At 46.2% G+C, this 16,875-nt stretch carries 15 protein-coding genes and 1 other annotated feature; of the genes, 10 read left to right on the forward strand and 5 right to left on the reverse strand.

The window, feature by feature from the left end; genetic code table 11:
- Window positions 1-9 precede the first annotated feature (9 nt).
- The 4 genes from QMA09_RS07010 to rnz all read left to right on the forward strand — a co-directional run bounded on the left by QMA09_RS07010 (window position 10) and on the right by rnz (window position 5,030).
- Entirely contained in the window at window positions 10-1,551 is a 1,542-nt protein-coding gene (locus tag QMA09_RS07010) for an acyl-CoA carboxylase subunit beta (RefSeq protein ID WP_290212549.1), read from the forward strand.
- 14 nt (window positions 1,552-1,565) lie between these two features.
- A complete protein-coding gene (locus QMA09_RS07015; RefSeq protein WP_483313546.1) occupies window positions 1,566-2,687 on the forward strand; it encodes a M20/M25/M40 family metallo-hydrolase in 1,122 nt (373 codons plus the stop codon).
- Window positions 2,688-2,836: 149 nt separating this feature from the next.
- A complete protein-coding gene (locus QMA09_RS07020; protein WP_290212551.1) occupies window positions 2,837-4,078 on the forward strand; it encodes a DNA polymerase IV in 1,242 nt (413 codons plus the stop codon).
- A 7-nt stretch (window positions 4,079-4,085) separates the two neighbouring features.
- Window positions 4,086-5,030 (forward strand): ribonuclease Z, encoded by a 945-nt coding sequence (gene rnz / locus QMA09_RS07025; RefSeq protein ID WP_290212552.1) that lies wholly within the window; start codon window positions 4,086-4,088, stop codon window positions 5,028-5,030.
- A 413-nt stretch (window positions 5,031-5,443) separates the two neighbouring features.
- Here the strand turns inward: rnz and namA are convergent, their stop codons facing one another.
- Entirely contained in the window at window positions 5,444-6,460 is a 1,017-nt protein-coding gene (gene namA, locus QMA09_RS07030) for an NADPH dehydrogenase NamA (RefSeq protein WP_290212553.1), read from the reverse strand.
- A gap of 54 nt (window positions 6,461-6,514) precedes the next feature.
- Window positions 6,515-7,318 (reverse strand): pyrroline-5-carboxylate reductase, encoded by an 804-nt coding sequence (gene proC / locus QMA09_RS07035; protein ID WP_290212554.1) that lies wholly within the window; start codon window positions 7,316-7,318, stop codon window positions 6,515-6,517.
- A 101-nt stretch (window positions 7,319-7,419) separates the two neighbouring features.
- Window positions 7,420-7,625, reverse strand: a binding site (T-box leader).
- A 118-nt stretch (window positions 7,626-7,743) separates the two neighbouring features.
- Between proC and QMA09_RS07040 the strand changes: the two genes are divergently transcribed.
- The 5 genes from QMA09_RS07040 to QMA09_RS07060 all read left to right on the forward strand — a co-directional run bounded on the left by QMA09_RS07040 (window position 7,744) and on the right by QMA09_RS07060 (window position 12,900).
- On the forward strand, window positions 7,744-8,691 hold the full coding sequence (locus QMA09_RS07040; protein ID WP_290212555.1) for an MBL fold metallo-hydrolase: 948 nt from the start codon (window positions 7,744-7,746) through the stop codon (window positions 8,689-8,691).
- 113 nt (window positions 8,692-8,804) lie between these two features.
- Window positions 8,805-9,365, forward strand: coding sequence for a hypothetical protein (locus tag QMA09_RS07045; protein ID WP_290212556.1), 561 nt, complete (start codon window positions 8,805-8,807; stop codon window positions 9,363-9,365).
- A 125-nt stretch (window positions 9,366-9,490) separates the two neighbouring features.
- Entirely contained in the window at window positions 9,491-10,726 is a 1,236-nt protein-coding gene (locus QMA09_RS07050; protein ID WP_175580324.1) for an argininosuccinate synthase, read from the forward strand.
- Complete coding sequence (gene argH, locus QMA09_RS07055; RefSeq protein ID WP_290212557.1) at window positions 10,723-12,096, forward strand: argininosuccinate lyase; 1,374 nt, start codon at window positions 10,723-10,725, stop codon at window positions 12,094-12,096. Before QMA09_RS07050 ends, argH begins: the two co-directional genes overlap by 4 nt.
- Before the next feature lie 261 nt (window positions 12,097-12,357).
- Window positions 12,358-12,900 (forward strand): GNAT family N-acetyltransferase, encoded by a 543-nt coding sequence (locus QMA09_RS07060; protein WP_290212558.1) that lies wholly within the window; start codon window positions 12,358-12,360, stop codon window positions 12,898-12,900.
- A gap of 79 nt (window positions 12,901-12,979) precedes the next feature.
- Here the strand turns inward: QMA09_RS07060 and QMA09_RS07065 are convergent, their stop codons facing one another.
- The 3 genes from QMA09_RS07065 to QMA09_RS07075 all read right to left on the reverse strand — a co-directional run bounded on the left by QMA09_RS07065 (window position 12,980) and on the right by QMA09_RS07075 (window position 15,570).
- Complete coding sequence (locus QMA09_RS07065) at window positions 12,980-13,408, reverse strand: hypothetical protein (protein ID WP_290212559.1); 429 nt, start codon at window positions 13,406-13,408, stop codon at window positions 12,980-12,982.
- A 164-nt stretch (window positions 13,409-13,572) separates the two neighbouring features.
- Window positions 13,573-14,118, reverse strand: coding sequence for a GrpB family protein (locus QMA09_RS07070; RefSeq protein ID WP_290212565.1), 546 nt, complete (start codon window positions 14,116-14,118; stop codon window positions 13,573-13,575).
- Between the two features lie 1,167 nt (window positions 14,119-15,285).
- Complete coding sequence (locus QMA09_RS07075) at window positions 15,286-15,570, reverse strand: hypothetical protein (protein WP_290212560.1); 285 nt, start codon at window positions 15,568-15,570, stop codon at window positions 15,286-15,288.
- 618 nt (window positions 15,571-16,188) lie between these two features.
- On the opposite strand from QMA09_RS07075, the gene QMA09_RS07080 reads away from it, so the two are divergent.
- A complete protein-coding gene (locus QMA09_RS07080; RefSeq protein WP_290212561.1) occupies window positions 16,189-16,650 on the forward strand; it encodes a hypothetical protein in 462 nt (153 codons plus the stop codon).
- Window positions 16,651-16,875 lie beyond the last annotated feature (225 nt).

The raw sequence follows: 16,875 nt of genomic DNA on the forward strand, positions 1-16,875 counted from the left end.
AGTGGGAGAATGGACATTTACGAAAGAATCAATGAATTGTATGACCGGAAACGCGAAATCGAGCTTGGCGGCGGCGAAGACCGCATCGACAAGCAGCATGAAAAAGGCAAGCTGACAGCGCGCGAGCGCATCGACTTGCTTGTGGATGAAGGGTCGTTCGTTGAATTGAGCCCGTTCATGGAACACCGCACGACGGATTTTGGGATGGCGAAAGGGCCAGGTGAAGGGGTTGTCACCGGCTACGGCAAAGTGAACGGCCGGCCGATTTATTTGTTTTCACAGGATTTCACGGTTTTCGGCGGCGCGTTAGGTGAAATGCACGCGAAGAAAATCGCCAACGTCATGGATTTGGCCGCAAAAAATGGCGCGCCGTTTATCGGCTTGAACGATTCAGGCGGCGCACGCATCCAGGAAGGCGTATTGTCGCTTGATGGCTACGGACATATTTTCTACCGCAACTCGATTTATTCTGGCGTGATTCCACAGATTTCCGTCATCATGGGGCCATCTGCCGGCGGCGCGGTGTATTCGCCAGCCATCACGGATTTTGTCTTCATGGTCGACAAGACGAGCCAAATGTTCATCACAGGCCCGAAAGTCATCGAAACCGTAACAGGCGAGAAGATTTCGTCTGAAGACCTTGGCGGATCGAAAGTACATACCGCAATCAGCGGAAATGCGCATTTCCGTTCGGATACTGAACAAAGCGTACTGCAAATGGTGCGCCGTTTGATCGGCTATTTGCCGCAGAACAACCAGGAAATGCCGCCGCGGCTTGCTGTCGACGACAAGGACGATTACCGTCCGAACCTGGCAGACATCGTCCCGTATGAAGCTATTCGCCCGTATGATGTTCGCCGCGTAGTTGAAGACGTTGTCGATACCGACAGCTTCATGGAAGTGCAGCCTGAATTCGCGCGCAATATCGTCATCGGCCTAGCCCGCATTAAAGGCGAAACAGTCGGCCTTGTGTGCAACCAGCCGAAGGTCATGGCGGGCGGGCTTGATATCGATTCTTCCGATAAAGCGGCACGCTTTATCCGTTTCTGCGACTCGTTCAACATTCCGTTGATCACGTTCGAAGATGTTACGGGCTTCTTCCCAGGCATCAAGCAAGAACACGGGGGCATCATTCGCCACGGAGCGAAAATCCTGTATGCTTATTCAGAGGCAACTGTGCCGAAAATGACGGTCATTTTGCGCAAAGCTTACGGCGGCGCGTATGTTGCATTGAACTCGAAATCGATTGGTGCGGATTTGGTGTATTCATGGCCGAATGCGGAAATCGCGGTTATGGGACCGAATGGCGCAGCGAACATCATCTTCGCGCGCGAAATCGCAGCGAGTGATAATCCGGAAGAAACACGTGCAGCTAAAATCGAGGAATACCGTGAGAAATTCGCGAATCCTTATGTTGCAGCAGCTGCAGGCATGGTCGATGACGTCATCGATCCGCGTGAAACGCGCATCAAATTGATACAGGCGCTTGAAATGATGCGCCACAAGAAAGATTCACGGCCAGCGAAAAAACATGGCAATATGCCGTTATAAGAGAAGGGGTACCAATCTTGAAAAAAGACAGATTGCTGAAAGAATTTCTTGAGTTGGTGCAGATCGACTCGGAAACGAAAAACGAAGGCGAAATTGCTAATGTTTTAAAACACAAATTGGAAGCGATCGGCTTTCATGTAGCGGAAGATAATTCATCTTTCCACAATGGCCACGGCGCCAATAATTTGATTGCCACATTGCGCGGCGCAGCACAAGACGTTCCAGCCATCTATTTTACGGCGCATATGGACACGGTTGTGCCGGGCAAGGGCGTCAAGCCGGTGGTGCGCGATGGGTACGTGCATTCCGATGGCACGACGATTCTCGGCGCGGATGACAAAGCCGGCATTGCCGCGCTTTTGGAAATGATCCGCTCGATCCAGGAAGACGAGATTGAGCATGGCGATATTCAATTGGTGATCACGGCTGGCGAGGAAAGCGGTCTTGTCGGAGCAAAAGAAATGGATGCCTCGCTGTTGTTTGCGAAATACGGCTACGCAGTCGACAGCGATGGACAAGTCGGCGGCATTGTCACCTCTGCGCCGTACCAAGCGAAATTATGGACGACCATCCATGGCAAGACAGCTCATGCGGGCGTTGCGCCTGAAAAAGGCATCTCTGCGATTACGATTGCAGCTAAAGCAATTTCAAAAATGACCTTGGGCCGCATCGACTCGGAAACGACGGCGAACATCGGCCGTTTCGAAGGCGGCAAAGCGACGAACATCGTCTGTGATGAAGTCCATATCCTGTCAGAAGCCCGTTCGATCAAAGAAGACAAATTGGCTGCGCAAACAGCCCATATGGAATCGGTTTTTGAAGACATGGCGAAAAGCATGGGGGGAAGCTCGGAAACTGAAGTGAAGCTGATGTATCCGGGCTTCCATTTCGCAGAAACGGAGCCGGTTGTGGAAATCGCGAAAAAAGCGGCGGCGAACATTGGCCGGCCTTCACCGGTGCTGACAAGCGGCGGCGGAAGCGACGCCAATATCTTTAACGGTTTCGGCATTCCGACTGTTAATCTTTGCGTGGGCTACGAAGAAATCCATACAAAAAAAGAGCGCATGCCGATCGAAGAACTCGAGAAGCTGGCTGAGCTTTTAGTGGAAATCGTCAAAGAGTCCGCGAAAGTTTAAATACGTTAAAAATAGCACGGCAAAAAGAGAGGGCGGTCCTGCCCTCTCTTTTGCTTGCCTTCAATCGAAAGCAGGAGCGGTACGGACATTCGCCCGGCCGCTGTGGTAAAATAAAGCAATAGAAGTCAATGAAAAGTGGAGCGATTAACATGGCGGGTCGAGTGATATTTCATATCGATATGAATAGTTTTTACGCATCGGTGGAGCAATCCCACGATCCTAGCCTGAAAGGCAAAGCGCTGGCGATTGCGGGAAACCCGAAAGAGCGGCGCGGCATCATTGTGACGTGTTCTTATGAAGCTCGGGCACACGGCATTTACACGACGATGCAAGTCCATGAAGCGAAGCGCAAATTCCCGGATTTGATTTTGATGGCGCCGAATTTTGAACGCTACCGGACCGCATCAAAAGCGATGTTTGACATTCTGCGCTCATATACCGACAGCGTCGAGCCGGTGTCGATCGATGAAGGCTATGTTGATGTAACGGAATTGGCAGAGTTGCACCATCCAGTTGAGCTTGCAAAGGAAATCCAGCAGCGCATGCTGTCTGAATTGGACTTGCCATGTTCCATCGGCATTGCACCGAATAAGTTTCTGGCGAAAACCGCTTCCGATATGAAAAAGCCGCTGGGCATCACGATTTTGCGGAAACGGGACATCCAGCAAATATTATGGCCGTTGCCGGTCATCGACATGCACGGCGTTGGCGAAAGCACAGCCGCTAAATTCAAGGGGCTTGGGATTGAAACGATCGGCGAATTGGCTGTGGCCAATAATGGCTTATTGAAAGAAAAAATGGGCAAGAATGCATTGCGGCTGCAGAATCGGGCAAACGGCATCGATGACCGCATTGTCGACCCTGATTCGATTTACGACACCAAAAGTGTCGGCACCTCGACGACGCTGCCAATCGATGAAACCGATGAAGCGGAATTAAAAGCGGTATTCAAGCGGCTCTCCCAAAAAGTAGCGAACCGGCTGGAGTCCAAAGAGCTTTCCGGACCGACTGTCAGCATCCAGACGCGCAGCGCCGATTGGAAAAACCGCACACGCAGCATCACGTTGAACAATACCGTGTGGAAAGCGGATGACATTTTCCGCAACGCATGGCAGCTTTTCACGAAGCATTGGAACGGCGAGCCGCTGCGGCTGGTCGGCGTCACGGTGTCGAACGTTGCAGACAAAGGGGACATGACGGAACAATTGTCCATCTTTAATTTTCAAGAACACGCAAAAGAAGAGCCGCTCTTGGAGCTGATGTCGAAATTGGAAGCGAAATTCGGCAAAAGCGTTCTTATTAAAGGGGCAAAATACAAAAAAACTTCGTATGATTCCAAAACCAGTTTCAGCAAGGATTTTTTGGATGACCACGACCACGATAGAAAGTAGGGACTTTATGCAGTTATTATTTCTGGGGACAGGGGCAGGCATGCCTTCAAAAATGCGCAATACAAGTTCGCTGGCCCTGAAATTGCTGGAAGAGCGCGGCACAGTCTGGCTTTTCGACTGCGGTGAGGCAGCACAGCATCAGATCTTGCACACAACAGTGAAATTGCGGAAAATCGAAAAGATTTTCATCACCCATATGCATGGCGACCATATTTTCGGGCTGCCGGGGCTTTTGGGCTCGCGTTCGTTCCAAGGCGGGGACGAACCGCTCGGCATTTATGGCCCGCCCGGCATCCGGGAGTTCGTGGAAACAGTATTGCGCTTGAGCCGCACCCATTTGACCTATGACATTTCATACCATGAACTGGATGGAAAAACTGTTTTCGAAGACGAGACGATGGTGGTGGAAGCGGCAGAGCTTGACCATGCCATTCCGTCTTGGGGTTACCGCATCACGCAAAAACCGCTGCCGCCGAAATTGCAGATCGAAAAAGCGGCGGCGCTCGGTGTCCCAAAAGGGCCGCTGCTGGCGAAGCTGAAAAACGGCGAAGACGTATTGCTTGAAGACGGCCGGACCGTTCGCAGTGAAGACGTCACGGATGCGCAGCAGCCCGGGTTCGTCGTTGCGATTCTCGGGGACACCCGCTTTTGCGAAAATGCCGTTGCGCTTGGCAAAGGCGCCGATGTTCTGGTCCATGAAGCGACGTTTGACAGCGACACCCAAAAGCTCGCGGCGGATTACGGCCATTCGACATTTTTGGACGCTGCCCGCACCGGGAGCCTCGCAGGGGCGAAAACCGTTATCGCCAACCACATCAGCGCACGTTTTTTGCCGGAAGATGACAAACGGCTCATCGGACAAGTGAAGGATGTGCATGCTGATTTCCACATCGCCCGCGATTTATTGGAATTCGATTGGCAGCAGCAAACAAGGAAAATCAAGAAAAAATAAGAATAAATTGGAAAGCCATCGGATGCCGATGGCTTTATTTGGGAAAATATTAAAAAATTTTTGGAAATAATAGAACAAGTGTTCTCTTTATGTTAAAATAAACGTACAGCTGCATGAGGACGGTTTGGCCATTCCCGGAAAGGGGGTGGTGATATGACAATTACAGAATCATTCGGTCTCGTTTTCACGAGCATCGGTTTGACGATCAGTGCAGTGACTTTGGTCGTTTCCATGATTTTAGTCATTAACAAAAAAAAATAACCGTCCCTTGTGGTAGAGGAAAGACGGTTATTTTCTGAAACCAAGATTTCCAGCCAACCGCTCTTGCGCGGCATGCAGCTGGCCGAATGCCTAGGCATTCGGTTTTTTGCGTTACATTAAGTATACTAAATTAGCCGTTTTTTGCAACTGCCTTATAGCCAGCCGCGCTCATACGGCACAGGGACGTCTATGTCGGCTTTCAATTCTTTTGCCGCCGCATAAGCCCAGTATGGTTCGCGAAGCAGCTCACGTGCCAGGAAGATCATATCCGCGCGTCCGTTTTGCAGAATTTCTTCTGCATGAAGAGCGCTCGTGATGAGTCCGACAGCGCCTGTATCGATTGGCGTCTCGTGTTTGATGGTCTCGGAGAACTTAACTTGATAGCCGGGGAACACCGGTATCTGTGCAGGCACCAAGGCGCCAGAACTGACATCGACCAAATCGACGCCTTGCTGTTTCATCCATTTCGTCATTTCCACGTATTGCTCAGGCGTCATGCCGCCTTCAGTGTAATCGTGTGCGGAGATGCGGACGAATAACGGGCCATCCCATACTTCATTGACCGCATCAATCGTTTCACGCAGGATGCGGTAGCGGTTTTCCGCAGTGCCGCCGTATTCGTCGCTCCGTTTATTGGACAGCGGCGACAGGAATTCATTGATCAAATAACCGTGCGCACCGTGCAATTCGATGACGTCGAAGCCCGCTTTTTTAGCGCGGATTGCTCCGTCCTTGAACGCTTGCACGGTTTCTTGGATGTCTTCGACGGTCATTTCGACCGGCGTCTTGTATTTATCGTTGAAAGCGATGGCGCTTGGTGCTTGAATCGCACCACCAACGGTCGCCTTTCTGCCAGCGTGTGCCAGTTGAATGCCGGTTTTCGCACCGTTTTGCTGCATCAGGCGAACAATTTCCGCCAAGCCGTCGATGTGGCTGTCGTCCCAAATGCCAAGGTCGCGGGAAGAGATGCGCCCTTGCGGCTGGACCGCTGTCGCTTCGACGATGATCAAGCCGACCTGGCCGACTGCGCGCGTCGGATAATGCACACGGTGCCAGTCTGAAACTTTGCCGTCTTCTTTATCGCTTTGGTACATGCACATCGGCGCCATGACGATGCGGTTTTTAAATGTGGTGTCTTTGATCGTATATGCTTCAAATAACTTTGCCAATAAAAACGCCTCCTTCAAATTCTACCCAACTGTTTTTCAGTATACCAGAAGGTATTATTCGAATTCCCGTCCTAAGGCTTGTGCACGGTCAGCTGCGTCTTTCACGCATTCGCCGACAATCCCTTTAAAGTTGTTCCGTTCAAGTGCAGCGAGGCCAGCAGCTGTCGTGCCGTTCGGGCTGGTGACTTTTTTGCGGAGCACAGCGAAATCTTCATGCTGCAGCATATCGGCCGCTCCTGAGAAAGTCTGCCGGACGAGCCGTTTCGCGTCGGCAGGCGACAAGCCGTTGGCAATCGCCGCTTCTGTCATCGCTTCCGCGAAATAATAGATATACGCCGGCCCGCTGCCTGCAACGGCAGTTACCGCATCGATCTGCTTTTCATCGACTACTGTGACACTGCCGATCGACGACAGCAAATCACGCAAATCGTGCTGCTGGTCGAGCGTGACATATTTGCTCCAGGCAACCCCGGTTGCGGACTTGCCGACTTTCGCCGAAGTGTTCGGCATAGCGCGGGCGACAGGGAAGTTGCCGACGTGTTTCTGGATCGTTTCAATGGAGACGCCGGCAACCACAGAGATGATGACAGTGTTGCCGGTCAAATTGTCTTTGATATCCGTTAACGCAGCTTCGACATCTTTCGGTTTCATCGCCAGCAGGATGAAATCAGCGTTGCGCAATTCCTGCCGCTCTTTCTGGACGATTTTCACGCCGTATTCATCGCTCAACAATTCCAGCCGGTCACGGTCGGACTTGTTCATCACGGCGATATCCTCCGCCTTTAAAATCCGTTTATTGATCCAGCCATGGATCATCGATTCCGCCATGGAACCTGCTCCTACGCATACAATATTCATCTTCAGCACTTCCTTTTCTTCTATAGTATATAAATAAAATCAATATCAACATTTGCGCTTTTCCGTTTTTCCATAAAAAAAACGAATCCATCCCTGCTTTTTGCAAGGACGAAAACGTTTGGTTTCCGCGGTACCACCTAAGTTTGCCATTATGGCACTTCTCGAGATCCTTAACGCGGACGTACGGCCGTGTTTTGCACGGCAGCTCAAAAGCAGGTTCGGGAAGGGAGCGGGGGTGTGCGTTTCAGCGGGAGCACACTCTCTGGGCACCATCATCTTCCGTACTGGCCTTTTTCTTCGCTTCTATATGTACATGCATTATAGGGTGTTTTGGCGCGTTTTGTCAAATGCCCCCGGCACGTGACGGAGCGGCCGTTTCGCGGTATGATAGGTGAATAGTCATTCAGTTTAGAGGAGATGGAAATATGGCTTTACATAAAATTATTATTCCGACGCCTTTTGCGGTCGGGGACGTTAATTCTTATTTAATGAAAGGCGATATGCTGACCTTGATCGATGCGGGCCCGAAAACGCCGGAAGCATGGGAAGCCCTGAAATTCGGGCTGAAACAAGCGAATGTTGAACCCGACGACATTGAACAAGTCGTGTTGACGCATCACCATCCTGACCATGCGGGCTGGGTGGATGGCTTCAAAAACGCTACATTATATGGGCATCCGTATAATGATTTGTGGCTGCGACGGGACCAGGCTTTTTTTGATTACCACGATGCCTTTTATTTGGAGCGTTTGAAAGAGGAAGGCGTGCCGGATGATTTGATGTTCTGGGTCAAGAAAATGAAGCGCCCGCTGAATCTGCTCGGCAGCCGGCCGCTTGATATGGCAATTAATGAAGGCGATACGCTGCCCGGCCATCCGGACTGGGACGTCATGGAGACGCTTGGCCACGCGCAAAGCCATTTGTCGTTCTGGAATAAAGAAACGGGCGAAATGATCGGCGGCGACCACGTGATCGCAAAAGTGAGTTCCAATCCGCTCATCGAACCACCCTTGAACCCAGACGAAGGCCGTCCGAAATCATTGCTTCAATATAATGCATCATTGGCGAGGCTGCTCAAAATGCCGATTGACGTCATCTACAGCGGCCACGGCGAAGAAGTGCGCAATGTCCATGAACTGGTTACGCAGCGCCTTGAGAAGCAGCACCAACGGGCGATGAAAGTGCTGGCGATGATTGAACAGGAAGAAAATACAGTTTACAGCCTGACGCAAAAACTTTTCCCATATGCTTACGAAAAGGAATTGGGCCTGACGCTGTCGGAAACCATCGGCCAAATCGATTACCTGCTTGAGGAAGGACAGATTGTGGAACGTCTCGGCGAAAATGGCATTCTCTACTATAGTAAGGCTTAAGAGAATAGCTGCTTCCTATTGCAACAGGCAACTGAAGCGGTTAAAATAAACCTGTTGGACTTTTCTAATAATGCCGACACAACGACGATCAACTAGCAAAGGAATGAATAATTTTGAAGAAATTTGGTTTATTGATAGCAAGCATGCTATTTTTGGCAGCATGTTCAGATGATAAGAACGCAGAACCGGCCGCAGAAGAAACTGCGCCGCCGGCAGAGCAGGAAGTTGCAGCAGAGCAGCAGGACATGACGGAAGAAGGCTTTATCACGCAAGTGACAACAGACAAGATTCTCGTCAACAATATTTATTTTGATATTCCTGAAGACGTAGCGATTAACCTTAAAAACGGGGAAGAGTCGACAGACGGCGTCATCAGCGATATCCGCACTGGCATGAAAGTCAACATTGAGTATACTGGACCACTAGCTGACGGCTTTCCGTTGGAAGCACAGGCTGACACCGTGTCGATCTTGAACGATGCGGAATCGAAAAAAGAATCGGAAGCCTTGCTGGCGTTCATCGAAGGCGAGCAATTGTCTCGTTTGCTGATGCTGGGGCAGCCGCTTGTGCGCGACAACCAAATCGGTTTCCTGTTTACCAATATGGAGAACGGCAAGATGTCTGAAGTGAAAATCGACCTGGATTCACATGAATATACAATAGGTGGAGAATAAGAGCAGCTGCGGCTGCTTTTTTTTATGTAAATTTGTAGAGTTATACACTTGCACTTATAAATATTCCGTGATACTATATGTATATTAACAACACATAACTGTATAAAAATACATTGGAGGTTTTCATATTGAATAAAAAGATCGTTTTAGCGTATTCAGGGGGATTAGATACATCGGTGGCCATTCCGTGGCTGAAAGCGGAAGGCTACGACGTTGTTGCAGTGTGCCTCGACATCGGAGAAGGCAAGGACTTGGAATTCATCAAACAAAAAGCGCTTCAAGTCGGAGCAGTTGAAAGTTACATGATCGATGCGAGAGATGAATTTGCGGATGAATATGCACTTATCTCATTACAAGCCCATACATTATACGAAGGAAAATACCCGTTGGTGTCCGCGTTATCGCGTCCGCTGATTTCGAAGAAACTGGTTGAAATTGCCGCAGAAACCGGCTCTACTGCAGTTGCGCATGGCTGTACAGGAAAAGGCAATGACCAGGTGCGTTTTGAAGTATCCATCAAATCATTGAATCCGGCACTTGAAGTGGTAGCGCCGGTTCGCCAATGGGGCTGGTCGCGTGATGAGGAAATCGCTTATGCGAAACAGCACAATGTGCCGATTCCAGTAAATTTAGACAGCCCGTTCTCGATTGATATGAACCTTTGGGGACGTGCCAACGAATGCGGCATCCTTGAAGACCCTTGGGCTACGCCGCCAGCGGATGCATATGATATCACATCCGCGCTTGAAGACACGCCGGATGTTCCGGACATCGTGGAAATCGAGTTCGTCAAAGGCGTTCCGACTCAATTGAACGGTGTCTCGTATAAATTTACGGACCTGATTTTGGAATTAAACCACATCGCCGGCAAACACGGCGTCGGCAGAATCGACCATGTTGAAAACAGACTGGTCGGCATCAAATCACGTGAAATCTACGAAGCGCCTGCTGCGATGACGTTGATTGCGGCGCATAAAGAATTGGAAGACATTACATTGGTAAAAGAAATGGCTCATTTCAAACCAGTGATTGAGAAAAAAATGACGGAATTGATTTATGAAGGCTTATGGTTCTCGCCACTTCGTATCGCACTTGAAGCATTCCTGAAAGAAACACAGGAATTCGTCAACGGCACGGTGCGTGTGAAATTATTCAAAGGCCATGCAATCACGGAAGGGCGTAAGTCTCCGAATTCATTGTACAACGAGCAATTGGCGACTTATTCAACAGACGACACGTTCAACCACGCTTCTGCAGTCGGCTTTATCGAATTATGGGGCCTTCCAACAGTTGTCAACGCCATGGTCAATAAAAAAGAAGTGGCAGTTACAGAACAGGTGAAAGAGAAGGTGAAATTATGACCAAACTGTGGGGCGGACGTTTCCAGAAATCCGCTGAACAGTGGGTCGACGAGTTCGGCGCTTCGATTTCATTTGACCAGAAGCTTGTGATGGAAGATTTGGAAGGGAGCACGGCGCATGTCAAAATGCTGGCGGCGTGCAACATCCTATCGCAAGAAGAAGGCGACCAGATTTTGTCCGGCCTGGAAAAGCTGAAAGTGAAAGCACAGGCAGGCGAACTGGAGTTCAGCACTGCAAACGAAGACATTCATCTAAACTTAGAGAAATTCCTGATTGACGAGATCGGGCCCGTCGGAGGAAAGCTCCATACCGCCAGAAGCCGAAACGATCAAGTTGCAACGGACATGCATTTATATTTGAAAAACCGGGTAAAGGAAATTATCGAAGCAATCCAAGCGTTCCAAAGCGCGATCGTCGAGCAGGCGGAAGCGCATGTTGAGACGGTGGTTCCGGGCTATACTCATCTGCAGCGTGCACAGCCGATTTCGTTCGGGCACCATTTGATGACGTATTTCTGGATGCTTCAGCGTGACAAAGAGCGGCTCTCAGAATCGGTGAAACGCATCGATTTGTCGCCGCTGGGCGCAGGGGCGATGTCTGGCACGACGTTCCCGATCGACCGTGAAATGTCTGCGGACCTCCTCGGCTTTTCAGGTGTTTACCAAAATAGCCTGGACGCTGTCAGCGACCGTGATTTCATCTTGGAATTCCTTAGCAATGCATCGATGCTGATGATGCATATGTCGCGTTTCGCCGAGGAAATCATCCTGTGGTCAAGCGAAGAGTTTCGTTTTATCGAACTCGACGACACGTTCTCGACCGGCTCAAGCATCATGCCGCAGAAGAAAAATCCAGACATGGCTGAATTGATCCGCGGCAAGACGGGTCGCGTCTATGGCAATCTTTTTGGATTGCTGACGACGCTGAAAGGCTTGCCGCTTGCTTACAATAAAGATTTGCAGGAAGACAAAGAAGGCATGTTCGACACCGTGCATACGCTGATGGGCTCCTTGCCGATTTTCGAAGGCATGGTCCGCACGATGACGGTCCGCACCGATTCCATGGAAAAAGCCGTCCATTCTGATTTCTCGAATGCCACGGAGTTGGCGGATTACCTAGCCGCCAAAGGCTTGCCGTTCCGCGAAGCGCATGAAGTGACCGGCAAACTGGTCTTCACGTGCATCCAGCGCGGCTATTACCTGAAAGATTTGCCTCTGGCGGAGCTTCAGGAAGCGAGCCCGTTGATCGAAGACGACATTTACGGTGTGCTCTTGCCGAAAACAGCGGTAGCCCGCAGAAATTCGCTCGGCGGCACAGGATTTGACCAAGTACATTACCAATTGGGACTTGCCAAGCAACTCATCGGGTAACAAGTCCAAATTTATAAAGCCGAAGCGCTTGGTACCCGCTGTCGGCGCCCTTTGTCCGCAATTCCTATCCCCCTTAGGAATTGCGGCTTTTTTGTGCTGTCGGGAAAAGTCGAGGCTTTGGAGTTACTCGGTTAGGTACCTGAAAGTTTGAAACGAATCGGGTAAAATAATAAAGTGTGAAGAATCGTGGATTTGAGTGGGCTGGAATCTGGTTCGCAGAAAAATACGGGCGTTTTAACTCTATTGTGGAGGGTGAAATCGATGAAACACAGCGAAGAAATAAGCATCAAACCATTGGAAGAAAAATTCATAGGCATGGTGAATAACGCAAACGAGCCTTTTCCGGTCATCGGAAAAATTCTCCCCCGTTTTACTGGCGGTTCATGGTCATACGAAGAACAATTAACTGAACATCAATCAGAAATTTGTTTTCCGGATGATCACCTGGAATGGGAAACGTATATCGACAGCGAACAGAAAGTGGTGTTTTTGGCGTTTTGCGCAGAGGCATGCGTTGGCCAGATTCGGTTAGTGAAAGACTGGAACCACTTTGCCTATATTGAAAACATCGCCGTCCGCAAAAGTTTTCGGAAAAGCGGAATTGGGCGTATGCTGCTTGACGCTGCAGAAACCTGGGCGCAGGAAAAGTCTTTGATCGGCCTATCCCTTGAAGCGCAGAACGACAATGTCATTGCCTGCCGCTTTTATGAGAAGGAAGGTTTTGTGCTGGGCGGTGCAGATACGATCAAACAGCTTGCAAATCCACATATCGATATAACTTTGTATTGGTATAAGGTTTTTTGAAATTGAAGGAAAGGCAGCGTTGCAAGAATTACATGTTTCGCAATTAAAATTGGATGAATCCAAAATTAGTAAGAGCATTTTACTTGATAAAATTTTTAAGCCAGTTAGTCAATATAGGTATTTCGTTATTATAGATTGTAGCAACGGCATTATTTCCATCTATTATGATTAAGGAATCCAAAGGGATATTGTTTGCTTCTACAACTTCTGCTATTCCACTAGCCGGCCAGTTAGTTCCACATAAAAATGGCGGTTCTGCTCCAACTAAAAATCTTGTAGGGTCTTTTTCTAGCTGTGAAATCAACTGATGGCTGAGATTATAGTCTACAAATTCATACACTTGATTATTTACTTCTGCGATAATTGTCAATTTATATAATGAAGTTCTAAACAATCTTTTTTGTTCTTTAAGGCTAGGTTTAATCTTAAAATTTACTTCTTTAAGTTTCAGTGGTTTCGTTTTTTCTACATGAAAAGTTGCTTGTTCTAAATTTAGAGGCACTTCCATAGGCTCATTCCTTTATTTACATTTTTTTGTTTAATAATCTAGTCCGATTGTTGAAGATTAACCTATTCTTAATTACATAATTAAACTACCAGGCCAGTAAGCCATAAAATAACAAACTTCTTTGCCCTTCATTAATTCTGAGAAATATACAATTCTGTGGTGTATCATAACCCAAGCACAAGATTAACAAATTTTGTTTTTGCTTCCGTATAGGCTTCCCGATCAAGATTAAATTCTTGTGCCAGATTCTTTTTGAGACGAGCATATTCAAAAACTAGTTGTGGGTCATCCCTTAATTTATCACGAAAAAGTAATTGCTGTTCCCATCGTTGCTCTCCCTTTAGCATTACGTGAAGATGGGCTACACGTTTATCGTTTTTTACCTTCACAAAAAACCTTCTCCAGTCTTTGTTATCTAAATGGGGAGGTACATAATGCCAATCGTAGCTAGACAATAACACTGAAATATCAGTGACCCGTTCAAACGAATTAACATTAGCCATTAAATCAATGATTGGTTTTGCAGGAAGCGTAGGGACAGACGTACTGCCTATGTGCATTACTTGTCCTACTCCAAATACAGTAAGAAGATCATAAAGCTGTTGTTCCTCTTGTTTACCCATTTCTAACCATCTGGGGTCTGGATTAGCTATCTCAATTGATTCTGTTGCCCAGATGGGCCAATTTTTTTGATTATCATTTTTGCTCATAATTAGCCTCCAAAATAAAGCTAGTTTTTTGCCAATTGTAACATGTATTAAACTTGGTCTTTTATTAATGCTTAAAAGTTTTTTAGATATTTCACAAAGTGAACGGTTTCTTAAAGATTTACCATTCTTTATTACATAATTTTTTACCCTGACATGGCAATATAGCTTCACATCAAAAGCTCTATTTGTAATTTCTTTCTCGCACATGACGATGATTCGCTCTTTTTCACTTTCTCGTGCTTTATTTGCACAATGAAACCTGTCTTCTCCTTAAATTCAAATCGAAGCAAAAAGCACAAACAAAAAAGAGAAGCTTTCGCTGTCCTTTTTTATCACATACCTAGAGTGCAGTGGAGTTGAGATTCTATTCGATTTCTAATGGATGGTGGATGAGTTTAAATACACATCCTTCATGCCTTCCCAAGTGGGGAAACGAACGGTATTTGCAGTTATCCATTCTTCTTTACCTAAACCTAAAATACCTTCAGGATCGTTACCAGGAGAATAATTCCGAACCATCATGGAAATTGATTGATCATCAAGGTGCTTGCCAACAAAATCGAATTTAGTCTTGTAAAAATTAAAGAAATAAGTTGTTTCTCCTAATGTTGCGTGTCAGTATTCGATTACTATTGATTGCTGGGTATCGGGATTAACGATTTCAGAGTAATCATTATCCAGCCACAAAACGATTAAACCATGGAACAAAAGCTTAGGTATTCCAATGAAAAGGATGGTGATTGTCCAGACATTAGAAATTTTTGATCTAAAAATGATCAAACTACTAATAACAATGTTTAAAACCAAAGGCATGATGTATCCTGTTGGTTAAAAAAAGAGCAGTACAAAATCTGTATAATGCATGATGACAAGGATTAAGTCCATGATTCTCAAAACGATGAGTATCCATTTTTCTTATGTCATAAGGTTCTCCATTCTTACTGATTTTTGCTTGTCTACAATCAGTTCTTACACAATTTGATCCGGTTATTAAAGATTAGTCTTCCTAATCAAATGATTATTTAAACCAATAAGCCATTACAGCATGACATTATCAGCCAAATTTTTGGTTTCTTTTTATAAATATATCGCTTGATTTTAAAAATAAATGAACGGCAGAGCCGAAAGCACCTAGTGGACATTAATAAATGAAGCGACAATCAGTAATTAGTTTTTGTTTTTGAGCTCTAAAAGTATAGGAGTGATATTCAATAAAATCGATAGGATCGTTAAAACCCATAATGCTGCTGCCATGGTAGGAACTACATCCATTAAAGCAGACCAATCTTCCACTTCTACCCAATTGGCCACCATACTGTAATCTGCGACAATTGTTAAAGCTGTAAATGATAAGCCTATTGCCATCGCCAATTTATAATCTTTGCCTGTGGCATACATAAAAAGATTTATACAAGTTGCTGTTATTGCGATAAGCCCGAATATGAACCACATCGTCATACCTCCATTACACTAAAAATTATTATTAAGAAAGACAGAATGAGAGAGCAATTAGTTTCATAATTACAATAATATAGCTGATTTTCTTAAAAATAATCTTCCGTAATCACACAGTTATTTGAACCAGCATACTAAAAAGCCACATGATCAGCAGCTTGCACTTTTCTGCAAATAAATTAGTTGGGTTTAGAAATAAAGAGTTAAATAAACCAGAGCCTATCGATTATCTCTATCTCTAGTTTTAAATGACATTGAAAACTAATCTAATACTTTAAAATCTAATCTCCTCATCAATAAGCACAATTCTTCTCGATTAAAGTTATTTTATAGCTCGATCAAAATCCATTCCATATTGCAGTCGATGAGTTGAGGTTCTAATAAATTTCATGCTCCTATTCTTTTTCCATAATCATATGTTTCCTTTGTTAGTAAGTTGGTGCTCCTTTGAATTTCTAAAAATAAGAGAGTGAAAGATGTTGCTCATTCGGTAAGAAAGAAACCAGTAGTGACTTATAAAAGAAAGGTGCTCCCTTTTCTGAATATATGTAAAAATTTGTATGCAAAACTAGCAACTTCGATTATAATCAGGAGCAAATACCTGGATCGAAAGGAGTGGTTTATCTGAGTAAAAAATATATGGTAGGTTTATTATTGATTTTAGTATTACTTACCGCCTGTTCAACAAAAAAAGATTTAACTACCATATCAACGGATGAAGAAGCGGCAGAAATTGAAGAAGTTGAATTAGTAGTAACTGAAAGAGTCATGCAAGTAAACGCAGACGGATTGGCTACACCCATTGAGATTTTGGCAGAATGGGGAGACATGGCATCAAGTGAAAAGGCGCATCTAGTGGAAGCATCGCTAGAGTATCAAATCGCTCTTGGAGAGATGGAAGGGACGCCAATCAAAGTAAAAGGGTCAACAGAGGCGTTTGTAAAGGTTATGGATGTTCATTACCTGGAACTTGAGCAGCGAACAGATGACATGGAGAAAAATGATCTGATGAATTCGCTTATCGCTGAACAAGTAGGATTTGTGGGGCACTCGAATCATTTAATGGAATTGGAATGAGTAGGAGGTTCTTCTTCTGCTTATTTTTTCTGGGAATTAAAACTTTTGAAGTAAGAGATCATATATAAATCAACTACTCTATGAGTTTATGTTAAAAGTATAAATAATAGAGGACTATCCATTGAATAGACATTTAAATAAAGCATCTATAGTATCTATTTTAATGCGAAGCATCACATTTAACTGATCAAACGTGATGGTTGCCACACTTAAATATCTAGTGAT

The sequence above is a fragment of the Planococcus sp. APC 3906 genome (assembly GCF_030407685.1).
GTDB classification, from domain to species: Bacteria; Bacillota; Bacilli; order Bacillales_A; family Planococcaceae; genus Planococcus; species Planococcus koreensis.

Bases quoted from the DNA above. Each gene is read 5' to 3' on its own strand.
- QMA09_RS07010 (WP_290212549.1), top strand. From the start codon at position 10: ATGGACATTTACGAAAGAATCAATGAATTGTATGACCGGAAACGCGAA.
- QMA09_RS07020 (WP_290212551.1), top strand. From the start codon at position 2,837: ATGGCGGGTCGAGTGATATTTCATATCGATATGAATAGTTTTTACGCA.
- rnz (WP_290212552.1), top strand. From the start codon at position 4,086: ATGCAGTTATTATTTCTGGGGACAGGGGCAGGCATGCCTTCAAAAATG.
- proC (WP_290212554.1), bottom strand. From the start codon at position 7,318: ATGAATATTGTATGCGTAGGAGCAGGTTCCATGGCGGAATCGATGATC.
- QMA09_RS07040 (WP_290212555.1), top strand. From the start codon at position 7,744: ATGGCTTTACATAAAATTATTATTCCGACGCCTTTTGCGGTCGGGGAC.
- argH (WP_290212557.1), top strand. From the start codon at position 10,723: ATGACCAAACTGTGGGGCGGACGTTTCCAGAAATCCGCTGAACAGTGG.
- QMA09_RS07060 (WP_290212558.1), top strand. From the start codon at position 12,358: ATGAAACACAGCGAAGAAATAAGCATCAAACCATTGGAAGAAAAATTC.
- QMA09_RS07065 (WP_290212559.1), bottom strand. From the start codon at position 13,408: ATGGAAGTGCCTCTAAATTTAGAACAAGCAACTTTTCATGTAGAAAAA.
- QMA09_RS07070 (WP_290212565.1), bottom strand. From the start codon at position 14,118: ATGAGCAAAAATGATAATCAAAAAAATTGGCCCATCTGGGCAACAGAA.
- QMA09_RS07075 (WP_290212560.1), bottom strand. From the start codon at position 15,570: ATGTGGTTCATATTCGGGCTTATCGCAATAACAGCAACTTGTATAAAT.